Origin of the sequence: Brevibacillus parabrevis (genome assembly GCF_022701015.1) — a bacterium.
Classification (GTDB): Bacteria; Bacillota; Bacilli; order Brevibacillales; family Brevibacillaceae; genus Brevibacillus; species Brevibacillus parabrevis.
This window is the reverse complement of the sequence record NZ_CP064090.1, coordinates 203274-224762: the sequence shown is the minus strand read 5'-3', so window position 1 is coordinate 224762 and position 21489 is coordinate 203274. Positions and strand designations below refer to the sequence as shown.

At 53.5% G+C, this 21489-nt stretch carries 18 protein-coding genes; 12 read left to right on the top strand and 6 right to left on the bottom strand.

The window, feature by feature from the left end:
- The first annotated feature begins 3 nt into the window (after window positions 1-3).
- Window positions 4-1140: a M20 family metallopeptidase gene (locus tag IRJ17_RS00890; RefSeq protein ID WP_173599461.1), complete on the top strand. Its 1137-nt coding sequence runs from the start codon at window positions 4-6 to the stop codon at window positions 1138-1140.
- An 80-nt stretch (window positions 1141-1220) separates the two neighbouring features.
- Here IRJ17_RS00890 and IRJ17_RS00885 read toward each other — a convergent pair whose 3' ends face one another.
- Window positions 1221-2396 (bottom strand): MFS transporter, encoded by a 1176-nt coding sequence (locus IRJ17_RS00885; RefSeq protein ID WP_173597845.1) that lies wholly within the window; start codon window positions 2394-2396, stop codon window positions 1221-1223.
- Between the two features lie 7 nt (window positions 2397-2403).
- Window positions 2404-2862, bottom strand: a complete 459-nt coding sequence (locus tag IRJ17_RS00880; protein WP_173597846.1) for a MerR family transcriptional regulator — start codon at window positions 2860-2862, stop codon at window positions 2404-2406.
- Between the two features lie 208 nt (window positions 2863-3070).
- On the opposite strand from IRJ17_RS00880, the gene IRJ17_RS00875 reads away from it, so the two are divergent.
- Window positions 3071-4045 (top strand): aldo/keto reductase, encoded by a 975-nt coding sequence (locus IRJ17_RS00875; protein WP_173597847.1) that lies wholly within the window; start codon window positions 3071-3073, stop codon window positions 4043-4045.
- Between the two features lie 61 nt (window positions 4046-4106).
- Here IRJ17_RS00875 and IRJ17_RS00870 read toward each other — a convergent pair whose 3' ends face one another.
- Window positions 4107-5606, bottom strand: coding sequence for an IMP dehydrogenase (locus IRJ17_RS00870; RefSeq protein WP_063229548.1), 1500 nt, complete (start codon window positions 5604-5606; stop codon window positions 4107-4109).
- 102 nt (window positions 5607-5708) lie between these two features.
- Here IRJ17_RS00870 and IRJ17_RS00865 point away from each other — a divergent pair, with 102 nt between their 5' ends.
- On the top strand, window positions 5709-6497 hold the full coding sequence (locus tag IRJ17_RS00865; protein ID WP_173597848.1) for a GNAT family N-acetyltransferase: 789 nt from the start codon (window positions 5709-5711) through the stop codon (window positions 6495-6497).
- Between the two features lie 72 nt (window positions 6498-6569).
- On the opposite strand, the gene IRJ17_RS00860 is transcribed toward IRJ17_RS00865, so the two are convergent.
- Window positions 6570-7973, bottom strand: coding sequence for a sensor histidine kinase (locus IRJ17_RS00860; protein ID WP_122965545.1), 1404 nt, complete (start codon window positions 7971-7973; stop codon window positions 6570-6572).
- Window positions 7970-8671, bottom strand: a complete 702-nt coding sequence (locus IRJ17_RS00855; protein ID WP_122965622.1) for a response regulator transcription factor — start codon at window positions 8669-8671, stop codon at window positions 7970-7972. Before IRJ17_RS00855 ends, IRJ17_RS00860 begins: the two co-directional genes overlap by 4 nt.
- 173 nt (window positions 8672-8844) lie before the next feature.
- Between IRJ17_RS00855 and IRJ17_RS00850 the strand changes: the two genes are divergently transcribed.
- From IRJ17_RS00850 to IRJ17_RS00830, 5 genes are all read left to right on the top strand, one after another.
- On the top strand, window positions 8845-9909 hold the full coding sequence (locus tag IRJ17_RS00850; protein WP_122965544.1) for a DUF3048 domain-containing protein: 1065 nt from the start codon (window positions 8845-8847) through the stop codon (window positions 9907-9909).
- A 118-nt stretch (window positions 9910-10027) separates the two neighbouring features.
- Window positions 10028-10318 (top strand): YerC/YecD family TrpR-related protein, encoded by a 291-nt coding sequence (locus IRJ17_RS00845; protein WP_063229546.1) that lies wholly within the window; start codon window positions 10028-10030, stop codon window positions 10316-10318.
- A 17-nt stretch (window positions 10319-10335) separates the two neighbouring features.
- Window positions 10336-11028 (top strand): heptaprenylglyceryl phosphate synthase, encoded by a 693-nt coding sequence (gene pcrB, locus IRJ17_RS00840; RefSeq protein ID WP_122965543.1) that lies wholly within the window; start codon window positions 10336-10338, stop codon window positions 11026-11028.
- Between the two features lie 407 nt (window positions 11029-11435).
- The gene (locus IRJ17_RS00835; protein WP_242772806.1) at window positions 11436-12599 is read left to right on the top strand and encodes a HesA/MoeB/ThiF family protein; all 1164 of its coding nucleotides are present in this window, start codon (window positions 11436-11438) and stop codon (window positions 12597-12599) included.
- Between the two features lie 27 nt (window positions 12600-12626).
- Complete coding sequence (locus IRJ17_RS00830; RefSeq protein ID WP_341276018.1) at window positions 12627-13865, top strand: PqqD family protein; 1239 nt, start codon at window positions 12627-12629, stop codon at window positions 13863-13865.
- 117 nt (window positions 13866-13982) lie between these two features.
- Here IRJ17_RS00830 and IRJ17_RS00825 read toward each other — a convergent pair whose 3' ends face one another.
- Window positions 13983-15080: a DUF418 domain-containing protein gene (locus tag IRJ17_RS00825; RefSeq protein WP_242775192.1), complete on the bottom strand. Its 1098-nt coding sequence runs from the start codon at window positions 15078-15080 to the stop codon at window positions 13983-13985.
- 162 nt (window positions 15081-15242) lie between these two features.
- Between IRJ17_RS00825 and IRJ17_RS00820 the strand changes: the two genes are divergently transcribed.
- From IRJ17_RS00820 to IRJ17_RS00805, 4 genes are all read left to right on the top strand, one after another.
- Complete coding sequence (locus tag IRJ17_RS00820; protein WP_173597853.1) at window positions 15243-16043, top strand: VanW family protein; 801 nt, start codon at window positions 15243-15245, stop codon at window positions 16041-16043.
- A gap of 100 nt (window positions 16044-16143) precedes the next feature.
- Window positions 16144-18486, top strand: coding sequence for a DNA helicase PcrA (gene pcrA, locus IRJ17_RS00815; protein ID WP_173597854.1), 2343 nt, complete (start codon window positions 16144-16146; stop codon window positions 18484-18486).
- Between the two features lie 41 nt (window positions 18487-18527).
- Window positions 18528-20546 (top strand): NAD-dependent DNA ligase LigA, encoded by a 2019-nt coding sequence (gene ligA / locus IRJ17_RS00810; RefSeq protein ID WP_242772804.1) that lies wholly within the window; start codon window positions 18528-18530, stop codon window positions 20544-20546.
- A complete protein-coding gene (locus tag IRJ17_RS00805; protein WP_242772801.1) occupies window positions 20488-21483 on the top strand; it encodes a WD40/YVTN/BNR-like repeat-containing protein in 996 nt (331 codons plus the stop codon). Before ligA ends, IRJ17_RS00805 begins: the two co-directional genes overlap by 59 nt.
- The last annotated feature ends 6 nt before the right edge of the window (window positions 21484-21489 follow it).

Here is a 21489-nt window from a genome sequence, read left to right as displayed (position 1 = left end):
ACTATGTCAATCCAGACTTATTTGCAACACAATTTGAATCACTTTTTGCAACTGCTTGAGGAAGCGGTCAACATGGACTCGCCTTCCCGCGACAAGCAGCTGGGCGACCGGATGGCGGGCTGGTTCGCGCTGCAATTTCAAAGGCTGACAGGCGGCAGGGCGGAACTGATTCCGAATGCGACTTACGGGGATCAGGTGCGCTGCACGTTGGGCGACGGGGAAAAGCAAATTCTCATTATCGGTCACTACGATACCGTGTGGCTGGAAGGAGAAGCAGCGCGCAGGCCGTTTTCCATGCAAGATGGCAAAGCGTACGGGCCGGGTGTCTACGATATGAAAGCAGGCGTGTTGCAGGCGATGTTTGCGCTGCGTGCGCTCGTGAAGCTGGATCGCTTGCCAAAAGACAAAAAAATCGTGCTGCTGCTCAACAGCGACGAAGAAATCGGCAGTCCGACTTCCCGCTGGCTCGTGGAGGAGGAAGCTTCCCGCTCGGTTGCGAGCTTTGTGCTGGAGCCGCCGACAGAGCCTGGCGGAGCGCTGAAAACATGGCGCAAGGGAAGTGCGCACTACACGTTGGCTATCCACGGAAAATCGGCTCACGCTGGCGTCGACCACCAAAAAGGCGTATCGGCGATTGAAGAGCTGGCCCGTCAGGTGCAATTTCTGCACTCGCTGACCGACTATGAAAAAGGCACAACGGTCAATGTAGGGATCGTCAAAGGCGGAATCGGCGCAAATGTCGTCGCAGATTACGCCGAGGCAGAGGTAGATATCCGGGTGGTGTCCATGGACGAGGCGCAACGGATTGAAAAAGTCATGCAGGAACGAGAGCCAATGCTTGCGGGTACGAGCATCCACGTGTCAGGCGGCATTCGCCGTCCGCCGATGGAGCGTACCGAGGAAACGGGAGCGTTGTTTTCGCTGGCCCAATCCATCAGTATCAATGAACTAGGGATGCATCTAGAGGAATCAGGCACCGGCGGCGTCAGCGACGGCAATTTTGCGGCGGCTTGCGGAGTTCCCACGTTGGATGGACTTGGTACAAAAGGTGGATTGGCTCATTCGCCGAAGGAATGGATCGAACTGGGTGAAATATCGACTCGCGCTACACTGCTGGCGCGACTGATCGAAGAAGTATAGATAAAAAAGAAAAAGAGGCACCTGACAGCTGCATTCCTTTTGCAGCCGTACAGGTGCCTTTGTTATGCCTGATTGGTTGGTTAGTGGACGTTTGCCAAATGGCGGCGTCCTGCCGAGAGAGCGACAATGCTGATCAGTACGACGATGGCTCCGACGTAGAACGGCACCTGAGACGAGTACCACTCGGCGAGCTTTCCGGCAAGCCAAGGGGCGATGGCGCCGCCTACAAAGCGGACGAAGCTGTACGCGGACGAAGCAACCGCGCGTTCCACCGGAGCTACGTCCATGACAACCGTAGTCAAAACGGTATTGATGATCCCCAAAATCGCCCCAGCGACTGCGATCGCGACGACCAGCCCGGTCTGCGAGGAGACGGCGAAGCCCATGTAAGCCAAATCAAGGGCGAGCAACAACAGCATGGTGTACAAGGTCGGGACAGAGCCAAAACGATCGGTCAGCTTGGGAGCGACGATCACGGACGTAATGGCGAGCAAAACTCCCCAGAAAAAGAAGACCAATCCCAAGCTGTGCTCATCCATATGCAGCACAAACGGCGAATAGGCGAGCAGGGTAAAAAATCCGAAGTTGTAGAGCAAGGCAGTTACTGCCATGGTGAACAGTCCAGGGTAGCGCAGGGCGCGAAACGGATCGAGCAGCGAAGTGCGTTTTTTCGGCTTCGGTATTTCGTTCAGGAGGACGAAGACAGCGAGAAAAGCGATCGCCATCAACACCGAAACGCCAAAAAACGGACCGCGCCAGCTAATGCCTCCCAGCAAGCCGCCGAGAAGCGGGCCTACCGACATCCCGAGTCCGATGGCTGCCTCATACAAAACAATCGCAGAAGCTGTGCCCCCGCTGGCCACGCTGACGATGACGGCAAGCGCGGTCGAAATAAAGAATGCGTTTCCCAGTCCCCAGCCAGCGCGGAACCAGACGATCCCGTCGATTGAATTTGCCATGCCGCCCAAAAAAGCAAAGATGATAATAGCGAGCAAACCAAACAGCATGGTGCGTTTCGGACCGATGCGGCTGGACAGCCATCCGGTGACGAGCATGGTCACCCCGGTCATCAACATGTAACTCGTAAACAACAAAGACACCTGACTTGGCGTTGCTTGCAGCTTGGCAGCGATCGCAGGCAAAATCGGGTCTACCAGGCCGATCCCCATGAAGGCTACGACACAGGCGAATGCCACGGCGTAGGCCGATTTGGGCTGTTTCAAGATCGTGCGTAAAGAATGTGCGTCAGCAGACATAAATGTGTTACCTCCCTGTTGCTTTTGCTTCCAGCTCATTGCGTTTTGTGACGATCCGCGCAAGCTTCTCATCGTAAGATTCCAGCAGCTCTTGCATTCTGGTCAGTTTCCCGTGCAAAATGTCCCGTTGGTTGCCGAGCGTTTCTTCCAAAGTTCTCAGCGTCTCGATTCGCCTGTGCAGCTCCTCGCCTTCCAGCTCGCGGCCCATGTAGTGCTGGTGGTAAAACTCGCGCTGCTCCTCGTATTTGCGTCCCAGCTCCATCATTTCTTTAATCTCGGACAACGAGGCGCCGAGCAAGTCGCGGATGTCTTTTACGTGGACAATTTGTTCGACGTCCGCTTCCGTGTACATGCGATAGCCGCTCTCCGTCCTGCCGGAAGGAGACACCAGGCCAAGCTCCTCGTAATAGCGCAAGGCTCGCTTGGTCAAATTCGTTTTTTTCGCAACCTCTTCAATTCGGTACATCAGTCCATCCCTTTCCGAAACAAGATGATTTTCACGAGTCGTTTCGTCACAACTATAACATTAACGTAAACGTTATGGTTTTGCAATGTGCAAGTGTGCTCTTATTGTTTGGCGATAGAGGGAAAAACATGAAATCGAGCGGCAAATGCGCGATAATGAAAGAGTCTTGCACAAGCCATTTCAATTATGGAAAGCGAGGTCGACCACCATGAAATATTACCGTTTGGGAAAAAGCGGGCTGAACGTTTCAGCCCTGGGACTGGGAACCAATTCATTTGGAGGGCGTGCTGATGAACGAACATCCGTAGAAATCATTCATACCGCCATCGAGAACGGGATTACGTTCATCGATACGGCGAATATTTACACGCAAACCGAATCGGAGCGCATTATCGGACTGGCGCTGGAAGGGAAGCGGCACGAGGTTGTTTTGGCGACCAAGGCTGGTCTGGTAAAAGGCGAAGGGCCGAATCAGCGCGGCTCGTCGCGTTATCATCTGATGCGGGAGCTGGAAGACAGCTTGAAGCGGCTGCGCACCGATTACGTCGACTTGTACCAGATTCACACGTTTGATCCCGAGACGCCGTTGGAAGAGACGCTGCGGGCGCTCGACGACATGGTTCGCTCCGGAAAAGTGCGCTACATCGGGGCATCGAACTACGCGGCGTGGGAGCTGATGAAAGCGATCGGGATCAGCGAGAAAGCAGGCTTGAACCGCTACGTATCGACGCAAGTCAGCTACTCGCTCGCGGATCGTACGCCGGAGCGGGAGCTGGTGCCGATGTGTCTGGATCAAGGAGTCGGCATCATCCCGTACTTCCCGCTTGCCGGGGGCATTTTGACCGGAAAATATACAAGCGTGGACAAGGCGCCTGCCGGTTCACGCGCTGACAAAGAGCCGCGCTTCGTCCAAAAGCTCAGTGAACAAAACCTGGAGTTCGGGCAGCAGGTAGGCAAGGCTGCGGCTGAGCTGGGCGTATCATCCAGCGTCCTGTCGCTTGCCTGGCTGATGCACAAGCCTGCTGTCTCGACGGTCATTGTGGGCGCGACTCGCGTGGAACAGCTCACGGACAACTTGCAAAGCGCAACGCTTGCGCTGGACGAGGCAACGATGCAAAAGCTCGACCAGCTAAGCGAGCCGTACCGTCATGGGGAGCCGTTTGCGGTGTATCGGTTGGGGTGAAAAATAAGAAAACGACGCGAACTGATCTTCGCGTCGTTTTTCTGCTTTGACTGCAATGCTGTTACTCAGCCGCCATTGTGCTTTCTTTCAAAATGACGTCATGCGCTCCGCCTTCGACCAGGCTGGTAGCGGAAATGAGCGTGATGCGCGCTTTTTGTTGCAGCTCAGGGATGGAGAGGGAGCCGCAGTTGCACATGGTCGACTTGATTTTGCTCAGGGTGCGGTCCATGTTTTCACGCAGGCTTCCCGCGTAAGGAACGTACGAATCTACGCCTTCCTCGAACACGAGCGCGCTTTTGCCGCCCGTGTCATAACGCTGCCAGTTGCGTGCGCGGTTGGAGCCTTCTCCCCAATACTCTTTTACGAAGTTGTTGCCGATTTTCACTTTTTTGGTCGGGCTTTCGTCGAAGCGGGCGAAGTAACGGCCCAGCATGACAAAGTCTGCGCCCATTGCCAGAGCAAGTGTCATATGGTAGTCGTGCACGATGCCGCCGTCCGAGCAGATCGGTACGTAAATGCCTGTTTCCTTGAAGTATTCATCGCGGGCTGCCGCTACTTCGATTACAGCAGAAGCCTGGCCGCGCCCGATTCCTTTTTGCTCGCGCGTGATGCAGATGGAGCCGCCGCCAATCCCTACTTTGACGAAGTCTGCGCCTGCTTCGACGAGGTAGCGGAAGCCTTCCTTGTCGACAACGTTTCCGGCGCCGATTGGCACGTTGAAGTTTTCTTTTACAAATTGCACAGTATCGCGCTGCCATTCGCTGAAGCCGTCCGAAGAGTCGATGACGAGAATGTCAACGCCCGCTTCTACCAGCGCAGGAACGCGCTCCTGATAGTCTTTGGTGTTGATACCCGCGCCTACGATATAGCTTTTGTTGGCATCGAGCAGCGACAGCGGGTTGTTTTTGCGGGAATCGTAGTCTTTGCGGAATACGAGGAAGTCCAGGTTTTGGTTTTCATCCACGATTGGGAGGCAGTTGAGCTTGTGCTCCCAGATCAGGTCGTTTGCTTCCGACAGCGTGATTCCGGATTTGCCGTAGATCAGGGAGGAGAACGGCGTCATGATATCGCGCACAAGCTTGTCCTGCGAGTCGCGGCTGACACGGTAGTCGCGTCCGGTGACGATTCCGAGCAGCTTGCCTTTGGCGGAGCCATCTTCGGTAACCGCAACGGTGGAGTGGCCTGTCTGTTCTTTCAGCGCCAAAATATCTTTTAATGTATGTTCTGGCGTCAGATTAGAGCGGCTGACAACGAAGCCTGCCTTGTGGTTTTTCGCTTTGCGAACCATGGTCGCTTGGCTTTCGATCGATTGGGAGCCAAAAATAAAGGAAATACCGCCACATCTAGCCAATGCGACCGCCATATGATGGTCGGAAACTGCTTGCATGACTGCGGATGAGAACGGTATGTTGAGTGTAATAGCTGGCTTTTCACCTTTTTTAAACTTGGTAATCGGAGTGGATAAGTCCACATTGTTTGGTGTGCATTCTTTCGTGGTGAGATTCGGAAGCAGCAAAAACTCGTTAAACGTCCGAGATGGTTCTGTGTAATAAAAAGCCACAATTCTCTCCTCCTGTATGATCTTTATAAGAGAAATTTTTATCATGGTAACCGCCAGGCGTTAGAACGTCAATAGGGAATCGAAAGAAGGGGTGTTTTCGCAGTGATTTTGCCGCTGAAATATGAACAAATAAGTTCGCTTACGCCAATTACATTGGAACAATCGTATATTTTTTATGGAAATGTGCATCTTCGCCCGGAGCGCAGCGTGTTTGCAGCGGACGTGGAGGATGGTGAGGTGCGGGCAGTTGGCGCTTACTTGCAGGGGATGCCCTTCCATGCTTTTTCCTTGCAGCTTTTGGCCGCAGAGGGGGAGTACGATGCGACTGACATGCTGAACTATTTTCGCCAGCAGCCGTCTGTCGATATGCCGGAAGGACAGACGGGCGTGTTTGGCTTGCCGCAAGCGGCTTTTGAGCGGGTGAAAATTCCCGGCATCCGGGCGCAAAGGACGTTGCAGCTAATGAAGCTGGTCGCGCCTGACAGGCTGCTTGCGCCGGGAAGTTCCCGTTTGCTTGCTCCTTCAGAGGGGCAGCTTGCTGTCGCGCTGGCCGGGCAGGTTGGCATGATCAGCTTTCGTGCCGAGGAAGTGGAAGAAATGCCGCATATCGCGCTTTTTTCCGAACAGGACGAGCCAATGGCTTTGGCTGGCTTTCACGTCTACGACGATGCTTTTGTGGAGATCGGGAACATCGGCACCAGCGAAAAGCATCGGAAAAAAGGCTTGGGGACACAGATCGCCTCAGACATTAGCCGAATGGGGCTGGAAAAGTCGCCAAACGTCTACTTGATGGTGTTTGCGGATAATCCCGCTGCGATTCGCGTCTATGAAAAGCTGGGCTATGAGACGGTGTCCCGCTACGCCTTTATTGAATTTGAATTTGCCTGGTAAACGAAGTGAAAAGGAGCGGCTCGACCGCGATCGTGAGGATCGGGCAAGCCGCTCTTGTTGACGTGGAAGTAGTCAGCCTTTGAACGAAACGGGAACAGTCATGGTGAAGCAAGGACCGCCTGCATCATTGCGAGCGATAATCGTCCCTTTGTGCGCTTCAAAAACGGCGCGGGCGATAGCCAGTCCGAGGCCGTGCTTGCCGGATTTGCCTTTGCGGAAGCGCTGGAACAGATGAGGGAGCAGCGATTCTTCGATGGGTGGACCATCATTGGAAATGCTGATCACTACGTTTTGCCCTAGCTGGCGTCCGGTAATGGTCAGACGGTTTTTCGCGTAGCGGAGCTGGTTTTCCATGATGTTGACGAACGCCGTGCTCAATTGCTCGCCGTCGCCTTCCACAATCAAATCAGACGGTACATTGACTTCCCATTCGACTTGCGGATTCAGGACGGCAAGCCGTTGCCGCAGCAGGTGCATCATTTCCGACAGATCGACTTGTCCCACCTGCATCATTTGCGCCACAGATTCAATCTTGGTCAAATAGAGCAGTTGTCCGACGACCTTTTCCAGCCGCTTGCTCTCTTCCATGATGATCGCCAGCCCTTTTTCCGCTTGCGGCCCCTGAAAGACCCCTTCAATCAAGCCCTGGGTGTAGCCCTGGATCGCCATAATCGGCGTTTTCAGCTCATGGGAGATGTTTTGCACAAAATGACGTTGCGATTCGTCGTATTCCTTCAATTGATTTTTCATCGTGTCAAAAGAGCGGGCCAACTGGCCGATCTCGTCTCCGCGGTCCATCACGAGCGGAATGTCAAACTGGCGGCGGGCAATCTTGTTGCACAGCTCGTCCAGGCTGCGCAGCGGTTTGCTCAAGTAGCCGCTGAACCAGACGGCGAGCAGCCAGCTAACGAGCAGAAGCAGGCTGAACACGAGCAAAAACTGGCGGGTGAGAATCGCATTGATCTGATTCAGCTCCTGTTCCTTGGAGAACAGCACCATGTAGTAAGGAAAGCCGTGGTAGTCCATGCGCTTGCTGACGAACAGGTAGTTTTCGTCGCCGCGACTCAACGTGCCGTGCTGCAACTGGTCGTTCGGATGCGCGGCTGCCTTGATAAACAATTCGCGCGCTTCCTCATACGGAATCCGCCCACTGCTGCTGCGGCTGCCCAGCTCCCGCCCGTTTTCTGCGTAGACGATCATGTCAAACGAGTATTCGTAGCGGGAGAGGAGCAGTTGCAAAAAGTAAGGGGCTGCAGCCGGAACAGGCAGCAGTTCGTTGTCTTCATTGAAGGAAATATGCTTGGACAGCGTGTTGAACTCGTCCTCCAGCAAGGCGTACGTATTGGAAACGAGGTATTGCTTGACCGCCAAAGGATAGCCGATCCCGAGACCGACGCCCAGCACGCTTGTCAGCAGCATGAACAAAATGAGAATCTGCCGGGAGAGCGGCAAGTTTTTCAGGCGAAATTTGCTCATATGCGCGTCATCCGGTAACCGAAGCCATAGACGGTTTCCAGCGGGAATTTCGCCATCTTTTTGCGTATGCGCTTCACGAGATCATCTACAGCGCGGTCGGAGCCGATGTAGTCCTCGCCCCAGATGGAGGTCAGGATTTGCTCGCGGTTCAGAGCCAGCCCCTGATTGTGCAAAAGGTAGATGATCAGCTCAAATTCTTTGGTCGTCAGATCGATCAATTCGTCTCCTTCTTTTACTTGCCGGCCTTTTTCTGAGATCATATAAGGGCCAACCGTTACCCAATCCTGGAAAGTTTGCGCGGAAGCTGCGGCAGCACCAGGCTTTTCATACGTACGCTGCAAAAGCTTTTTCGCGCGGATGACCAGCTCGCGGGGCAAAAACGGCTTGGCGAGATAATCGTCGCTGCCCAGCTCCAGTCCAATGATTTTATCGACATCTTGGTCGCGGGCGGAAATGAAAATGATCGGTACATTCGATTTTTCCCGAATGAGTCGCAGCAGCTCGTAGCCGTCGATATCTGGCATCATGATGTCCAAAATCCATAGATGCGGCTGTGTTTCTTCATCTAGCAACGGCAGCACTTCGGCACCGCTGGAAAACGCCTTGACCTGCAATCCGGCGCTTTGCAAGTACGATTGCAGCAAATCCAGGAGGTTGGTTTCATCGTCCACCAGATAGACAAGGTAGGGGGTATTCATGGTTTCGCCCTCGCTTTGCATCTGTTTTCCATTATTGTAGCATAGCCAAAAACGCGATGTGTGGCATGTCCGTATGAGAATCGTGGAAAACGTGTGGAAGCAGGAATCCCCTCCGCTCTCACGAAAAAGAAGTAGGGAAAAAAAGGCATCAACAGATGGAAAGGAGCGATTTTGTGAAACGACATACGAAGACGTCACTCATGCTACTATCCCTGCTGCTATTCGTTACGGCGTGCAGCCCGCAGCCGGTTGACACACAGCCGACACCGGCTCCAGAACAGCCGACCGCTCCTATCGTGCAAAATCCACCGGAGACGAATCAACCGATCCAGTACCCGTATAAAGCGCCGTTGACGGGACTTGGCAGCCAGGAACGACTGGACAGCAAGCGCCCGGTCATGGTCATGGTGAACAACGCGCCGCCAGCCCGGCCACAGACGGGACTGAACAAGGCGGACATTATTTACGAAGTGCTGGCAGAAGGCGAGATGACGCGTTTTCTGACGGTATACCAGAGTCAAAAGCCGGAGGTCGTCGGGCCAGTGCGCAGCATTCGCCCTTATTTCATTCAATTGGGCATCGGCTTCGACGCTGTGCTTGTCCATGCTGGCGGCAGTCAGGAGGCGCTGGAGACATTGGCGCGGTCCGACTACAGCCATCTGGATGAAATCCCGAACGGGCGCTATTTCTGGCGGGAGAGCTTCCGCAAAATGCCGCATAACCTTTACACCAAGCCAGAGCTGATCGAGCAGGCTATGGCAGACAAAAAAATGCGGACAACCGCAGAAGTGCCGCATTTCACTTTCTTGGCGGATGACGCCGAGATCAAGGAAGGCGAGCCTGCGACGCAAATTGATCTGACTTTTCACGCGCTGAACAAGGCTGCTTTTACATACGATGCCGAGCAGAAGAAGTACATGCGGTTCACAGCTGGCAAACCGCACGTCGATTTGAGCGACAACAAGCAGCTTTCCACGACCAATTTGCTGGTCATTTCGACCAAGCATCGTGTATTGGACAGCGAAGGTCGCCGACAGGTCGATGTGATCGGCCCTGGAGACGGTTATTTGTTCCAGCAGGGCAAGGCGCGCAAAATCAAGTGGAAGCGCAGCAACGGCGTGATTCGCGCCTACGAGGATGCGGCTTTGACGGAAGAAGCGCCGCTTTTGCCAGGAAATACATGGGTGGAAATTCTTCCGAATACCCCGGGTCTGTCGCAATCCTTGAAGTTCCACTAGGGATTGGGGCTTGCGGATGAAGGCGGTTTCTTCTAAGATTAATTGTAGGGCTTTAGTGCTTAAAAATTGTACAGTGAGAAACCGTTCGGAAGACGGATACCATAACGGGGTGACGAAAATGCAACTGGAAAAACTGAAGGGGAAAGGGATCGAGCAGCTGTTTGAAGCGGTTCTGTCTCTGGAAACCATGGAAGAATGCTATCAATTTTTTGACGATCTGTGCACCGTAAACGAAATGCAGTCGCTCGCGCAGCGCCTGGAAGTGGCGCGCATGCTCAGAAAAGGCTTTACCTACAATCAGATTGAAGCTGAGACAGGGGCCAGCACAGCAACTATTTCCCGTGTGAAGCGTTGCCTGAACTACGGCAACGACGGATACGAGATGGCGCTGGAGCGCATCGGAAAATAACTAGGAGGCAGGCAACGTTGATTGACTATCGCAGTTGGCGCCATACGTTTAAACTGGACCCGGATAAAACAATCGATGACGATTCGCTAGAGTTGATCTGCGAGTCAGGCACGGATGCGATTATCGTTGGAGGCACGTATGGGGTGACTTTTGACAATACGCTTGAGCTGATGTCCCGCATTCGCCGCTACGCAGTACCGGCCGTGCTGGAAATTTCGTCGCTCGACGCGGTTGTTCCCGGATTCGATTCCTATCTGATCCCGCTCGTGCTGAATGCAGGCGATCCAAACTGGATGTTCGCCCCGCACGTTTCGGGACTCAAAACGTACGGAGCCTACATTCATTGGGATGAGATTATTACGGAAGGCTACCTGATCGCCAATCCGCAAGCCGGCGTCGCCGAGCTGACTTCTGCCCTGCCGATCACAGACGCAGCAGAAGCCAAAGCGTATGCGCAAGTCGCGACCAAAATCTGCCGCTTGCCCATCGTCTATCTGGAGTACAGCGGTACATACGGCGATCCTTCCATCGTCAAAGCTTGCAAGGCAGGGGCCGACGAAGCGCACGTCTTCTACGGCGGCGGCATCCGCACCCCGCAGCAAGCCGCTGAAATGGCGGCAATCGCCGATACAGTCGTCGTTGGCAACGTAATCTACGATGACTTGCAGGCTGCTTTGGCTACGGTTGGGGCTGTAAAAGGGGAAAAATAGGAAATGAGAGAGCCGAAGCAGAAGGCTCTCTTTTTTGTTTGGTAAAATGAATCCCTCCGCTTATGCTGTTCGGCAGCGTCTTGGGGGATTCATTTTTTGTGTCTATTTCTATAAAATGGAAGTGGCAGGCTATTGAAATTTTGAAGTATAGTAATAAATTACCAAAATAGGATAAAATTTTAAAAAACTTATAGATTTTTCTAACTCTTCAAAATATAATCTAATTGTCAGTATTTTCTTACATAGAGAGGAGGAACTGAATTATGAAAATCCAAGCGAAAAAGGTAGAGAGCGTTCGCACAACTGCAGTAGCAGCTTAATCACAATGCATTGGGGGGATAGCACTCGGGCTATTCCCTTTTTTCATCTTACTTAATTAAGCGCCCTTATCCCGGAGGTGTTTTTATATGGTACGTCGACCTTTGTTCAAACCGGTGCATCCTGTCTATGAAGTGACAGAACAGACGATTCGCATGGGAGATGCTCCCGGGTATTCCGTCGAGCTGGATGACGAGAACAAAGCGATACGCAAGATGGTCAAGCTGATGGACGGAACGCGCACGATTGAAGATATACATAGCGCTTTGCTTGGCGAATATCCTGAGCTTACTCGCGAGGAGATAGCGGAAGCTGTAGAAGACCTCGGAGGCCTGGGCTTTATTATGGATCAGGAGGCGGAGGAAGCTTCTGGCCTGACGCTGGCGCAAAAAGAGCGATACAAGGCGAACATCCGCTTTTTCTCGCTGTTTACCAACCTGGAACAAAGTCCGAGTTACGTACAGGAGCAACTGAGCGGAAAAAAAGTGACCATCCTCGGCATGGGCGCTTTCGGCTCAACTGTGCTCGCCAATCTGGTCGGAGTGGGAATCGAGCAGATCAAACTTGTTGATTTTGACAGGGTAGAGCTGAACAACCTGAACCGCCAGATGTTGTTCAATGAAGCAGACGTCGGACGCCTAAAGGTGGAGGCAGCGCGGGATTTCATCGCCAGACTGCATTCAGGGGTGGCAATCGAAACCGAGACGATGCAAATCGGGTCCAGTGCAGATGTGGAGCAGGTCATCGCCGGGAGCGATCTCGTCGTACTGGCAGCCGATCAGCCATTTTTCGTCTTGCCAAGATGGGTGAACCGGGCTTGCGTCAATCTGGGCATCCCGTATATTGCCGGGGGCTTTAATTTGATCGAAGGGCAGTTTTTCTTGGTCGATCCAGGGAAAACGGGATGCCTGGACTGCATGCATTTGCACCGCTCCGAACAGGTGGAAGATTACGTGCGGCTGATTGAAAACTTGCTCAACACCGAGTTCAGGCCGCCTACTGCTACGATCGCGCCGAATACGATGATGATTACCGCCATGATGGCTTCGGATGCCGTCCGGTTTTTGACGGGAATCGCGCCTGTGCAATCGGCAGGAAAACTGCTGTTGTTTGATTTCAACACATTGGAAAAGAAAGTGTTCGTCGAATGGGAGCGCAACGAGCAAGCGTGCCCGACTTGCGGAAAAGGCAACGGCGAGGAGCCGATTTTTCAGGTCAGGGCAAACGAAGTGTACGTGAATGTGAGGCATTGATCCGGAAGAGAGGGAGGGGATTTTGGCGTGAAGATGACAGGCGACAGTGTCCTCAAAATGCATCCGCTTGCGCGCCGGGCGGAAAACGAAGAGGAGATGCTGATCGGGCGCACCGATATCAGCAATTTTATTGTACTCCCAGTTATTGGCGTGGAAATCATCGATTTGCTTGATGAAGGCAAAAACGTAAACGAAGTCGCTACGATCATGGAAGAACGGCTGGGCGAGCCTGTGGACGTGCTTGACTTTGCCAACGATCTCGCAGTTTCCTACCAGTTTGTCCATACGGTAGACGGCGAGGTGGTAAACGAGCCGGTTGCTGTTGTCGACCACTTTTCGTGGATCAAGGAAGCGACGGGACAGTTTTTCTTTAACCGTGTAGCTTTTTGCCTGTATGGCTGTGTATTTCTGGCCGGGGTGTTGCTGTGCGCCTTCACAGGCAAGTACATTCCGGTCTACTCCGACATTTTTGTCTCTACTTCTGTGACCGTTTCTGTGCTGGCTTCGTTTGTGACGATCTGGATGTTTTTGTTCTTTCATGAGCTGGCGCATTTGCTGGCAGCGCGGTCGCTTTCCATCGGCAGTCGCATCGGGCTGGGGCATCGGCTTGTCTTTGCCGTAGCGGAGACGAACATGTCCAATATCGTTCTGGTAGAGCCGGGGCGTCGTTACAAAGCGTTTGTGGCCGGAATGGCGTGGGACGCGACATTTTGGGGGATCGGCGTGATCCTGCTTTTCGCCCATGACGCTGGCTGGGTGAGTCTCTTGCCTTTTATCCAGGCATTTATCCGCATGGTTAACGTGATTTTGCTCATGGCGCTGGCGTTTCAGTTCATGGTGTTCATGCAAACGGATGTGTACTACATGCTCGCCACCCGTTTTCGCTGCGCCAATCTGCTGATGAATACGCGACTTTTTCTGAAAAGCAAAATCCGGTCGTTGACGCAGGAAGAGCAAGAGGAATGGGAGTATGTCTCCTTGCATGAAAAACAGGTCATCCGTTGGTACAGTTGGGTGTATTTGATCGGTTCCGTCTGGGCGATCTGGTTTTTTGTCCAGTATCAGCTGCGCATGGCGATTGATTTTATTGCGAAGATCGCCGATGAGATGCGTCACGCTTCCGTCGCTTCGTGGCAGTTTTGGGACGGCATCCTGTTGATTATCCTCGTGTTGGTTCCATTCTTCATCGTAGGCTGGTCGTGGCTTCGCGCCTATCGACAAAGAAAAAGCGAACGGGAGCGGGCCAAATCCTTGCAGGAGGCGTAAACAAACGTCTCTCCTTCGGCAAGGGGCCTGCTCCACACATTCGCTTTTGACAGGAGTGTAAAGAAACGCGATGTTTCTTTACGCTTTTTTGTTTTGGCAGGCAGCGGTCATCGAACATCAAGCTAAAGAGCGTTTCCCGTTGCTGTCTTTGCGAAGCGGCGTGACTTGCAAATAAGTGAACACGCGCCATATCCACTCAAGCGGGCCCATGCGGAAGGCGGACAGCCACAGCATGCTGAAAGCCATTTGCCCGACATAAATCCCGAGGCAAAAGAGCGTGGACTGCCAGTAGGTGAGCGTACCGTACCAGCCGAACAAGTAGCCGCCGACCAAGATCAGCACCGTTTGCCCCACGTAGTTGGTGAGGGCCATCCGTCCGTAGCTGGTGAGCGGAGCCAATGCTTTTTGGACACCGCTGTGCTGCAAAAGCCGGATTAGCGTCGTCACGTAAAAAGCTGACATGACAAAGCCGGTCGAAGTCAAGGCGATCGTGTAGTACGTGAGCGCAAGCAATTGTTCCTCGGACATATCGTCCACAACGATCATGTTGGCTGTCATAAACGGGTCAGTCGGAAGGAAATGATACTGGGCGTACAGACCGACCAGCATGAGGACAAAGGCGATGCCTTGAACCTTTTTGATCGCAGGCAGAAAGCGGGGAATGTCCTGGAATACCCCGAATTGCCCGACAGACAAACCGAGAATGAACAGCGGCAGCACCAGCATCGGCTTGAAGCCCGTGGAGCAAACGAACATGGCGAGGATCAGCCCGACAATCAGGTTTGTTCTCGCCTTCAAGCGGTAAAAAGGCATGAGCATAAAGCCGAAGATCGCGTAAATAAACAAGGCTTCGCCCGGATGGAACATTTTGTGGACAAAACCGAAGGCCAGAAGCGCAAGCAGACGGCGGACAAACAGAACCGTACTGTTGGCGCCTTTTGCTTTCGCCCGGCTGACAAACAGATGGAAGCCTACTCCGAACAGAAACGAAAAAATCACGAAAAAGCGCGATTCTACAGCAAAATTGAAAAACTGAAACAGCCAGGCGTCCAAGCTGCCAGGGGTTGGAGTCTTTACGTCAAGCAGCGGCAAAATGTTGACCAGGATGATTCCGAGCAAAGCGAAGCCGCGTACAGTATCCAGTGTGTCGATCCTCTGTGTCCCGGTAGGAGCGAGCGCTGTCAAAATGATCACTTCCTTTGTACCTTGATTTATGTCCAATCAGACGTCTCTTCATCCTAACGCACAGCGAGGAAGGGAGAAAGAGATTTGCATTACGCTCTGCTTACAAAAATGTAAGAGGCTCGCTCCCAGCGCAACTATCTGATTGCTCACCTCGTCTATTTGTATAAATCAGGAAGGAAAGGAGGCGCGAAAATGAAGCCGATTCTCCGGGGAAAGTGGCGGCTTGCCGCAGGAGTTGCCTATTATCGCGGCAGGCGGCATGCGCAGTGGCTGTTTGGGCGAACGAGATTGGCGCGGGAAAAAAGCAGCCAGCCGCTTCCTTATGTCCATTTTTCCCATCAGACTATTTTGTTGCGCCAATTGCAGCATGTAGAAATGTGGATGCAGCACAACAAGGTGAAAAATTTGCGCCTCGCGACCGCCTGTTTGCACGGAGTGATCATTCGGCCGGGCGAAACTTTTTCCTACTGGAAGCTGATTGGCAAGCCGACAAAAAGAAAAGGCTACGTAGAGGGGATGCTGCTCTCGCATGGCCGCGTGACAGCCGGGATTGGCGGCGGTTTGTGCCAGCTATCCAACTTGCTGTACTGGATGACACTGCACACGCCTTTGACCGTGACCGAACGCCATCGCCACAGCTACGATGTGTTTCCCGACGCGAACAGAACCCAGCCGTTCGGAAGCGGCGCCACTTGCTTTTACAACTACCTCGATTTGCAGATTGAAAACCGGACGAACCAAACTTTCCAGCTTTGTGTCTGGCTGACGGACACGCATCTGGTGGGAGAATGGAGAGCTGACATGCCGCCGACACGAAGGTATGAAATGATTGAGAAAGAGCATGCCATCACCCCTTCGATCTGGGGCGGTTACGAGCGGAGCAACCAACTGTGGCGCAATGTGTATGCCCAGGACGGGGAGTGGCTGGAACAGCAGTGGCTGACGGAAAATCGCGCCTATCTCATGTACGAGCCGCTTTTGCCAAAAGGATGATCTTTCCTCTCCCGTATACGAACTGGAACTCAGGTGCAATCTGTGCGAAAATAGGAACATATGCACTCGTATAGGAACGTGGAAAGGTGGATTTATACATATGTCTTCAGTAGAACGAATTACGTCAGGCTTGAACCCGGAACAGCGGGAAGCCGTACTTACCACGGAAGGTCCTGTCCTGATTCTGGCCGGAGCGGGCAGCGGCAAGACCAAGGTGCTGACACAGCGGATTGCTTATCTCATCAGCGTGAAGCAAGTTGCGCCATGGAGCATTCTCGCGATTACGTTCACCAACAAGGCTGCGCGCGAGATGCAGAACCGCGTAGCGGCGATCATTGGCGGTGCAGCGGCTCAGGATACATGGCTTTCGACGTTTCACTCCTTGTGCGTGCGAATTTTGCGCAGGGATATTGACCGGCTTGGCATCAACCGCAGCTTCAGCATTCTCGACGCTGGCGACCAGTTGTCTGTCGTCAAGCAGTGCCTGAAGGAACTGAACATCGATCCGAAGCAATATGAGCCGCGGTCCATCCTGGCTGCCATCAGCGGAGCGAAGAACGAACTGACAGACCCGGCGACTTTTGCCAGACTGGCGGGCGATCCGTTTTCCCAGGTGGCTGCCAAGGTGTACGAGGCGTACCAGAAAAAGCTGAAAAGCAACCAGTCGCTGGACTTCGACGACTTGATCATGACGACGGTTCGCCTGTTCAAGGAAGTGCCGGAAGTGCTGGAATTTTACCAGAAAAAATTCCGCTACATACACGTCGACGAGTATCAGGATACGAACCGCGCCCAGTATCTTTTGATTTCCATGCTGGCCGACAAGTTCCGCAACGTCTGCTGCGTGGGGGATGCCGACCAAAGTATTTACAAGTGGCGGGGAGCGGACATCTCCATCATCCTGAACTTTGAAAAAGACTACCCGGAAGCAAAGCTGATCAAGCTGGAGCAAAACTATCGCTCGACCAAGACGATCCTGCAAGCAGCGAACCAGGTCATCGCCAACAACAAGCTGCGCAAGGAAAAGAAACTGTGGACGGAAAATCCCGGCGGAGAAAAAATCATGTGCTTCCAGGGTGATTCCGAGCATGACGAGGCGTATTTTATCGTCGATACGATTCGCAAGCAGATGGCGAAGTACAAGCGCTACGACAAGTTTGCCGTTCTGTACCGGACCAATGCCCAGTCCCGTGTGGTCGAGGATGTGTTCATCAAATCGAACATTCCGTACACCATCGTCGGCGGCACGAAGTTCTACGATCGCAAAGAGATCAAGGACATTCTCGCCTACTTGCGCCTGATTTCCAATCCGGACGACGATATCAGCTTGCAGCGCATTATCAATGTGCCGAAGCGCAACATCGGTGACACAACCGTCGACAAGCTGCAAGCGTACGCCAATGCCAACGGCCAGTCGCTGTACCAGGCCATTCAGGAGACGGCTTACATGGGCCTGCCGTCCCGCACGACGAATGCGATTTTGTCGTTTAACGATCTGATTACCAATTTGATGCAGATGACGGACTATTTGAGCGTGACCGAGCTGGTAGAGGAAGTATTGAAGCGATCCGGCTATCGTGAATCGCTGAAAGAAGACAAGACGCTGGAAGCGCAGGCGCGTCTGGAGAACATCGAGGAGTTTCTGTCTGTTACGCAGGAGTTCGAGCGCAAAAATGAAGACAAGAGTCTGCTCGCCTTTTTGACCGATTTGGCGCTTGTCGCTGATATTGATTCGCTTGGCGAAGATGGGGAAGAAGAGGTAGTAGCCGCAGACGGGCAAGTTGTGCTGATGACGCTGCATAGCGCCAAAGGGCTGGAGTTTCCGGTAGTGTTTCTCGTCGGACTGGAGGAAGGCGTGTTCCCGCACAGCCGCTCCCTTTTTGACGACACCGAGATGGAAGAAGAGCGTCGTCTGGCGTACGTAGGCATTACCCGGGCAGAAGAGCGCCTGTACATGACGTGCGCGCGGATGCGGACGCTGTTTGGACGAACCAACGTCAGTGCGCCGTCGCGATTTTTGCAGGAAATTCCGCCCGAGCTGTTGGAAGGCAACCCTGCCGCAGCAGAGCGAAGCTTTGGCGGTGGTGGCCGCGGCGGAGCATTTGGTCAGCGCGAGATGGGGGCAAGATCGTTCGGCTCGACCTCCCCGCAAGCAGGCGGGGGCTTCGGTTCCGCCAAGCCAGGAATGGCGCAACGATCGACAGGAGGCTCGGCAACGTTCACTCGTCCAGGGTTGCAGGCTGGCGACAAGCTGCCTGGACACGGTCAGGGAGCAGGAGTGGATTGGAAAGTCGGAGACAGGGTGCAGCACGGCACGTGGGGCATGGGTACTGTCGTGAAAGTAAAAGGAGCGGGTGACGATATGGAGCTTGATATCGCATTCCCTAGCCCGACTGGCATCAAGAAGCTGCTCGCGAAATTCGCGCCGATACAGCGGGCGTAATGCTAATGCGCAGACTATCGCTAAAGTAAAGGATGAACGAGATGGATCGATTGACGGCGGAAACAAAAATCAAAGAATTGGTGAAACGAATTGAGCGGCACAACCGTCTTTACTATGAACAGGATCGACCTGAGATTTCCGATCAGGAATACGATCAATTGATGCGGGAGCTTACCGAACTGGAAAACCAGTTTCCAGAACTGGCTTCTCCGGATTCTCCCACCCAGCGCGTTGGGGGGGAGCCTTTGCCATTCTTTGAAAAAGTCGTACACAAGACGCCGATGCTCAGTCTTGGCAACGCTTTTGGGGAAGCAGACATCAGAGATTTTGACCGCCGTGTTCGCCAGGCCGTGGGGAGCCAGGCCGTTCGCTATGTGGCTGAGCTGAAAATCGATGGGCTTGCTGTGTCCTTGCACTACGAAAACGGTATGTTTGTGCGCGGAGCGACTCGTGGAGACGGGAGCACAGGCGAGGACATCACCCAGAACTTGAAGACGATCCGCTCGATTCCGCTCAAGCTGACCAAGCCGCTGACCTTGGAGGTGCGAGGCGAGGCGTACATGCCAAAAGCTGCTTTCGACAAGCTGAACCGGGAGCGGGAGGAGCGCGGGGAAGCGCTGTTTGCCAATCCGCGCAACTCGGCAGCCGGCTCGCTTCGGCAGCTCGATCCGAAAATCGCTGCATCCCGTCAGCTCGACACTTTTATTTACGGGATTGGCGACTTGCAGGGCGAGACAGTCGAGTCCCACAGCGAAGGGCTTGACCTGCTCGAATCTCTAGGCTTCAAGGTGAACAAAGAGCGCCGCGTATTCGAAGACGTCGAGGAGTTGCTCGCCTTCATTGAAAACTGGACAGAAAAACGCCCGACCTTGCCATATGAAATCGACGGCATGGTCATTAAAGTGGACAGCTATTCGCAGCAGGAAGAGCTGGGCTTTACGGCAAAAAGCCCGCGCTGGGCGGTCGCGTACAAGTTTCCGGCGGAAGAAGCGATCACGGTGCTTGAAGGCATCGAAGTGTCCGTAGGCAGAACGGGAAGCGTGACACCGACGGCCCTTTTGAAGCCAGTCAGTTTGGCGGGCACGACAGTAAAGCGTGCTTCTTTGCACAACGAAGACATCATCCGGGAAAAAGGCTTGCTGATCGGCGATCATGTCGTCGTCAAAAAGGCAGGCGATATCATCCCGGAAATTATAGCGGTGCTGCCGGAGCGCAGAACGGGCAGCGAAGTGCCTTTTGCCATGCCGACGCATTGTCCGGAGTGTGGCAGCGAGCTGGTGCGCTTGGAGGAAGAAGTGGCCTTGCGCTGTATCAACCCGATGTGTCCGGCATTGATCCGTGAAGGCATGATCCACTTTGTTTCCCGCACAGCGATGAACATTGACGGGCTGGGCGAAAAAGTGGTGGCTCAGCTGTACCGCGACGACATCATTCACAGCGTCGCTGACCTGTATTATTTGCACCAGCAGCGCGATGTGCTGCTGGGGATGGAGCGCATGGGCGAAAAGTCGGTAGACAATTTGCTGGCAGCGATCGAAGCTAGCAAGGAAAACTCGCTGGAACGCGTCCTGTTCGGGTTAGGCATCCGCCTGGTCGGAGCAAAGGCGGCGAAGGTGCTTGCCGAGCATTTTGGCCATATCGATGCCATCATGCAGGCGACAGAAGAAGAACTGACGCAAATTAACGAGATCGGCCCGAAAATGGCTGCGAGTCTCATCAACTATTTCGCTCAGCCGCAAGCACAAGCTGTCATCGAAAGATTGAAGGCAGCGGGAGTGAACATGGAGTACAAAGGCATTCGCGTCGAGAGTGGCGCCGACTTGCCGTTCTCCGGAAAAACGATTGTCCTGACCGGAACATTGACCCAAATGTCCCGCCAGGAAGCAGAGGAAGCGATTGCCCGATTGGGTGGCAAAGTAACGAGCAGCGTCAGCAAGAAAACCGATCTGGTAATTGCGGGAGAAAAAGCTGGCTCCAAGCTGGAGAAAGCAGAAAAATTGGGTGTGGCTGTTATGGATGAAGCCGGATTCCTGGAAGTTCTTCAAACAGCAACAACGTAAAGAAAACGGTGGCGACAGACAGATGAGCAAGGGAAGGGACGTGAAGAGCATGAATGGCTTTAGGCGATGGGGAATTGGAGCAATGACGATGCTGATCTTGAGCGGCTGTAGCGATGGCGGCGTCGTTCAGGAGAAGCCCGCCACCTCTTCGGTTATTGCATCTGCTCTGAAGGGTGACTTGACCTATCAGGATGTTTTGGAAAAGGGAGAAACCATTCATAATCTGGCGATGACGTCAGACGCTGCACAAGTATGGGTAGGCACACATGCCGGACTGTACAGCTCCGCAGGGGGTTCCTTGTGGGGATTGCTGTCGCCAGAGCTGGCGCAGATTGATGTCGTAGGCTGGTTTGTCGATCCGAGCGACGCCCACCACATGTACGTCGGTGGCAGTGAAGGAGTCCTGCGCACCGCAGATGGCGGGAAAAGCTGGACTTCTTCCAGCAAAGGCTTGCCTGAGCCTGCAAATATCCGCAGCTTTACTGGGGTTCGCCAAGGGGAAAAAGTTCGTCTGTTCGCGTTTGTAACAGGCGAGGGCATCTACCAATCCACAGACAAAGGCGATACATGGACGCTCTGGCAGCCGATGGATCAGGAAGTATATGCCATGGATTTTGACTCGAATGAGAACCGTCTCTATGTAGCGGCACAGTTCAGCTTGCTCTATAATGAAGAAGGGCAGTGGAAGACAGAGGCGATTCCGGATGCAGAACAGATTTACTCGCTATCCCTCAACAGAAATACTGGCGTTCTCGCTGTCGCAACCGAAAAAGGTGTCTATGAAAAAAACGATGGTGAGTGGCATCTGCTCGAAGCTCGCTCGCCGGAAAAATTGATCGTCATTGCCTCGGGTGGTGGCGATACAAAATGGGTAGGGATTGGCGAATCGGCGTTGATTTACAAGCTCAACGGCAATCGCTGGACCAAATGGAACTGATCCCAT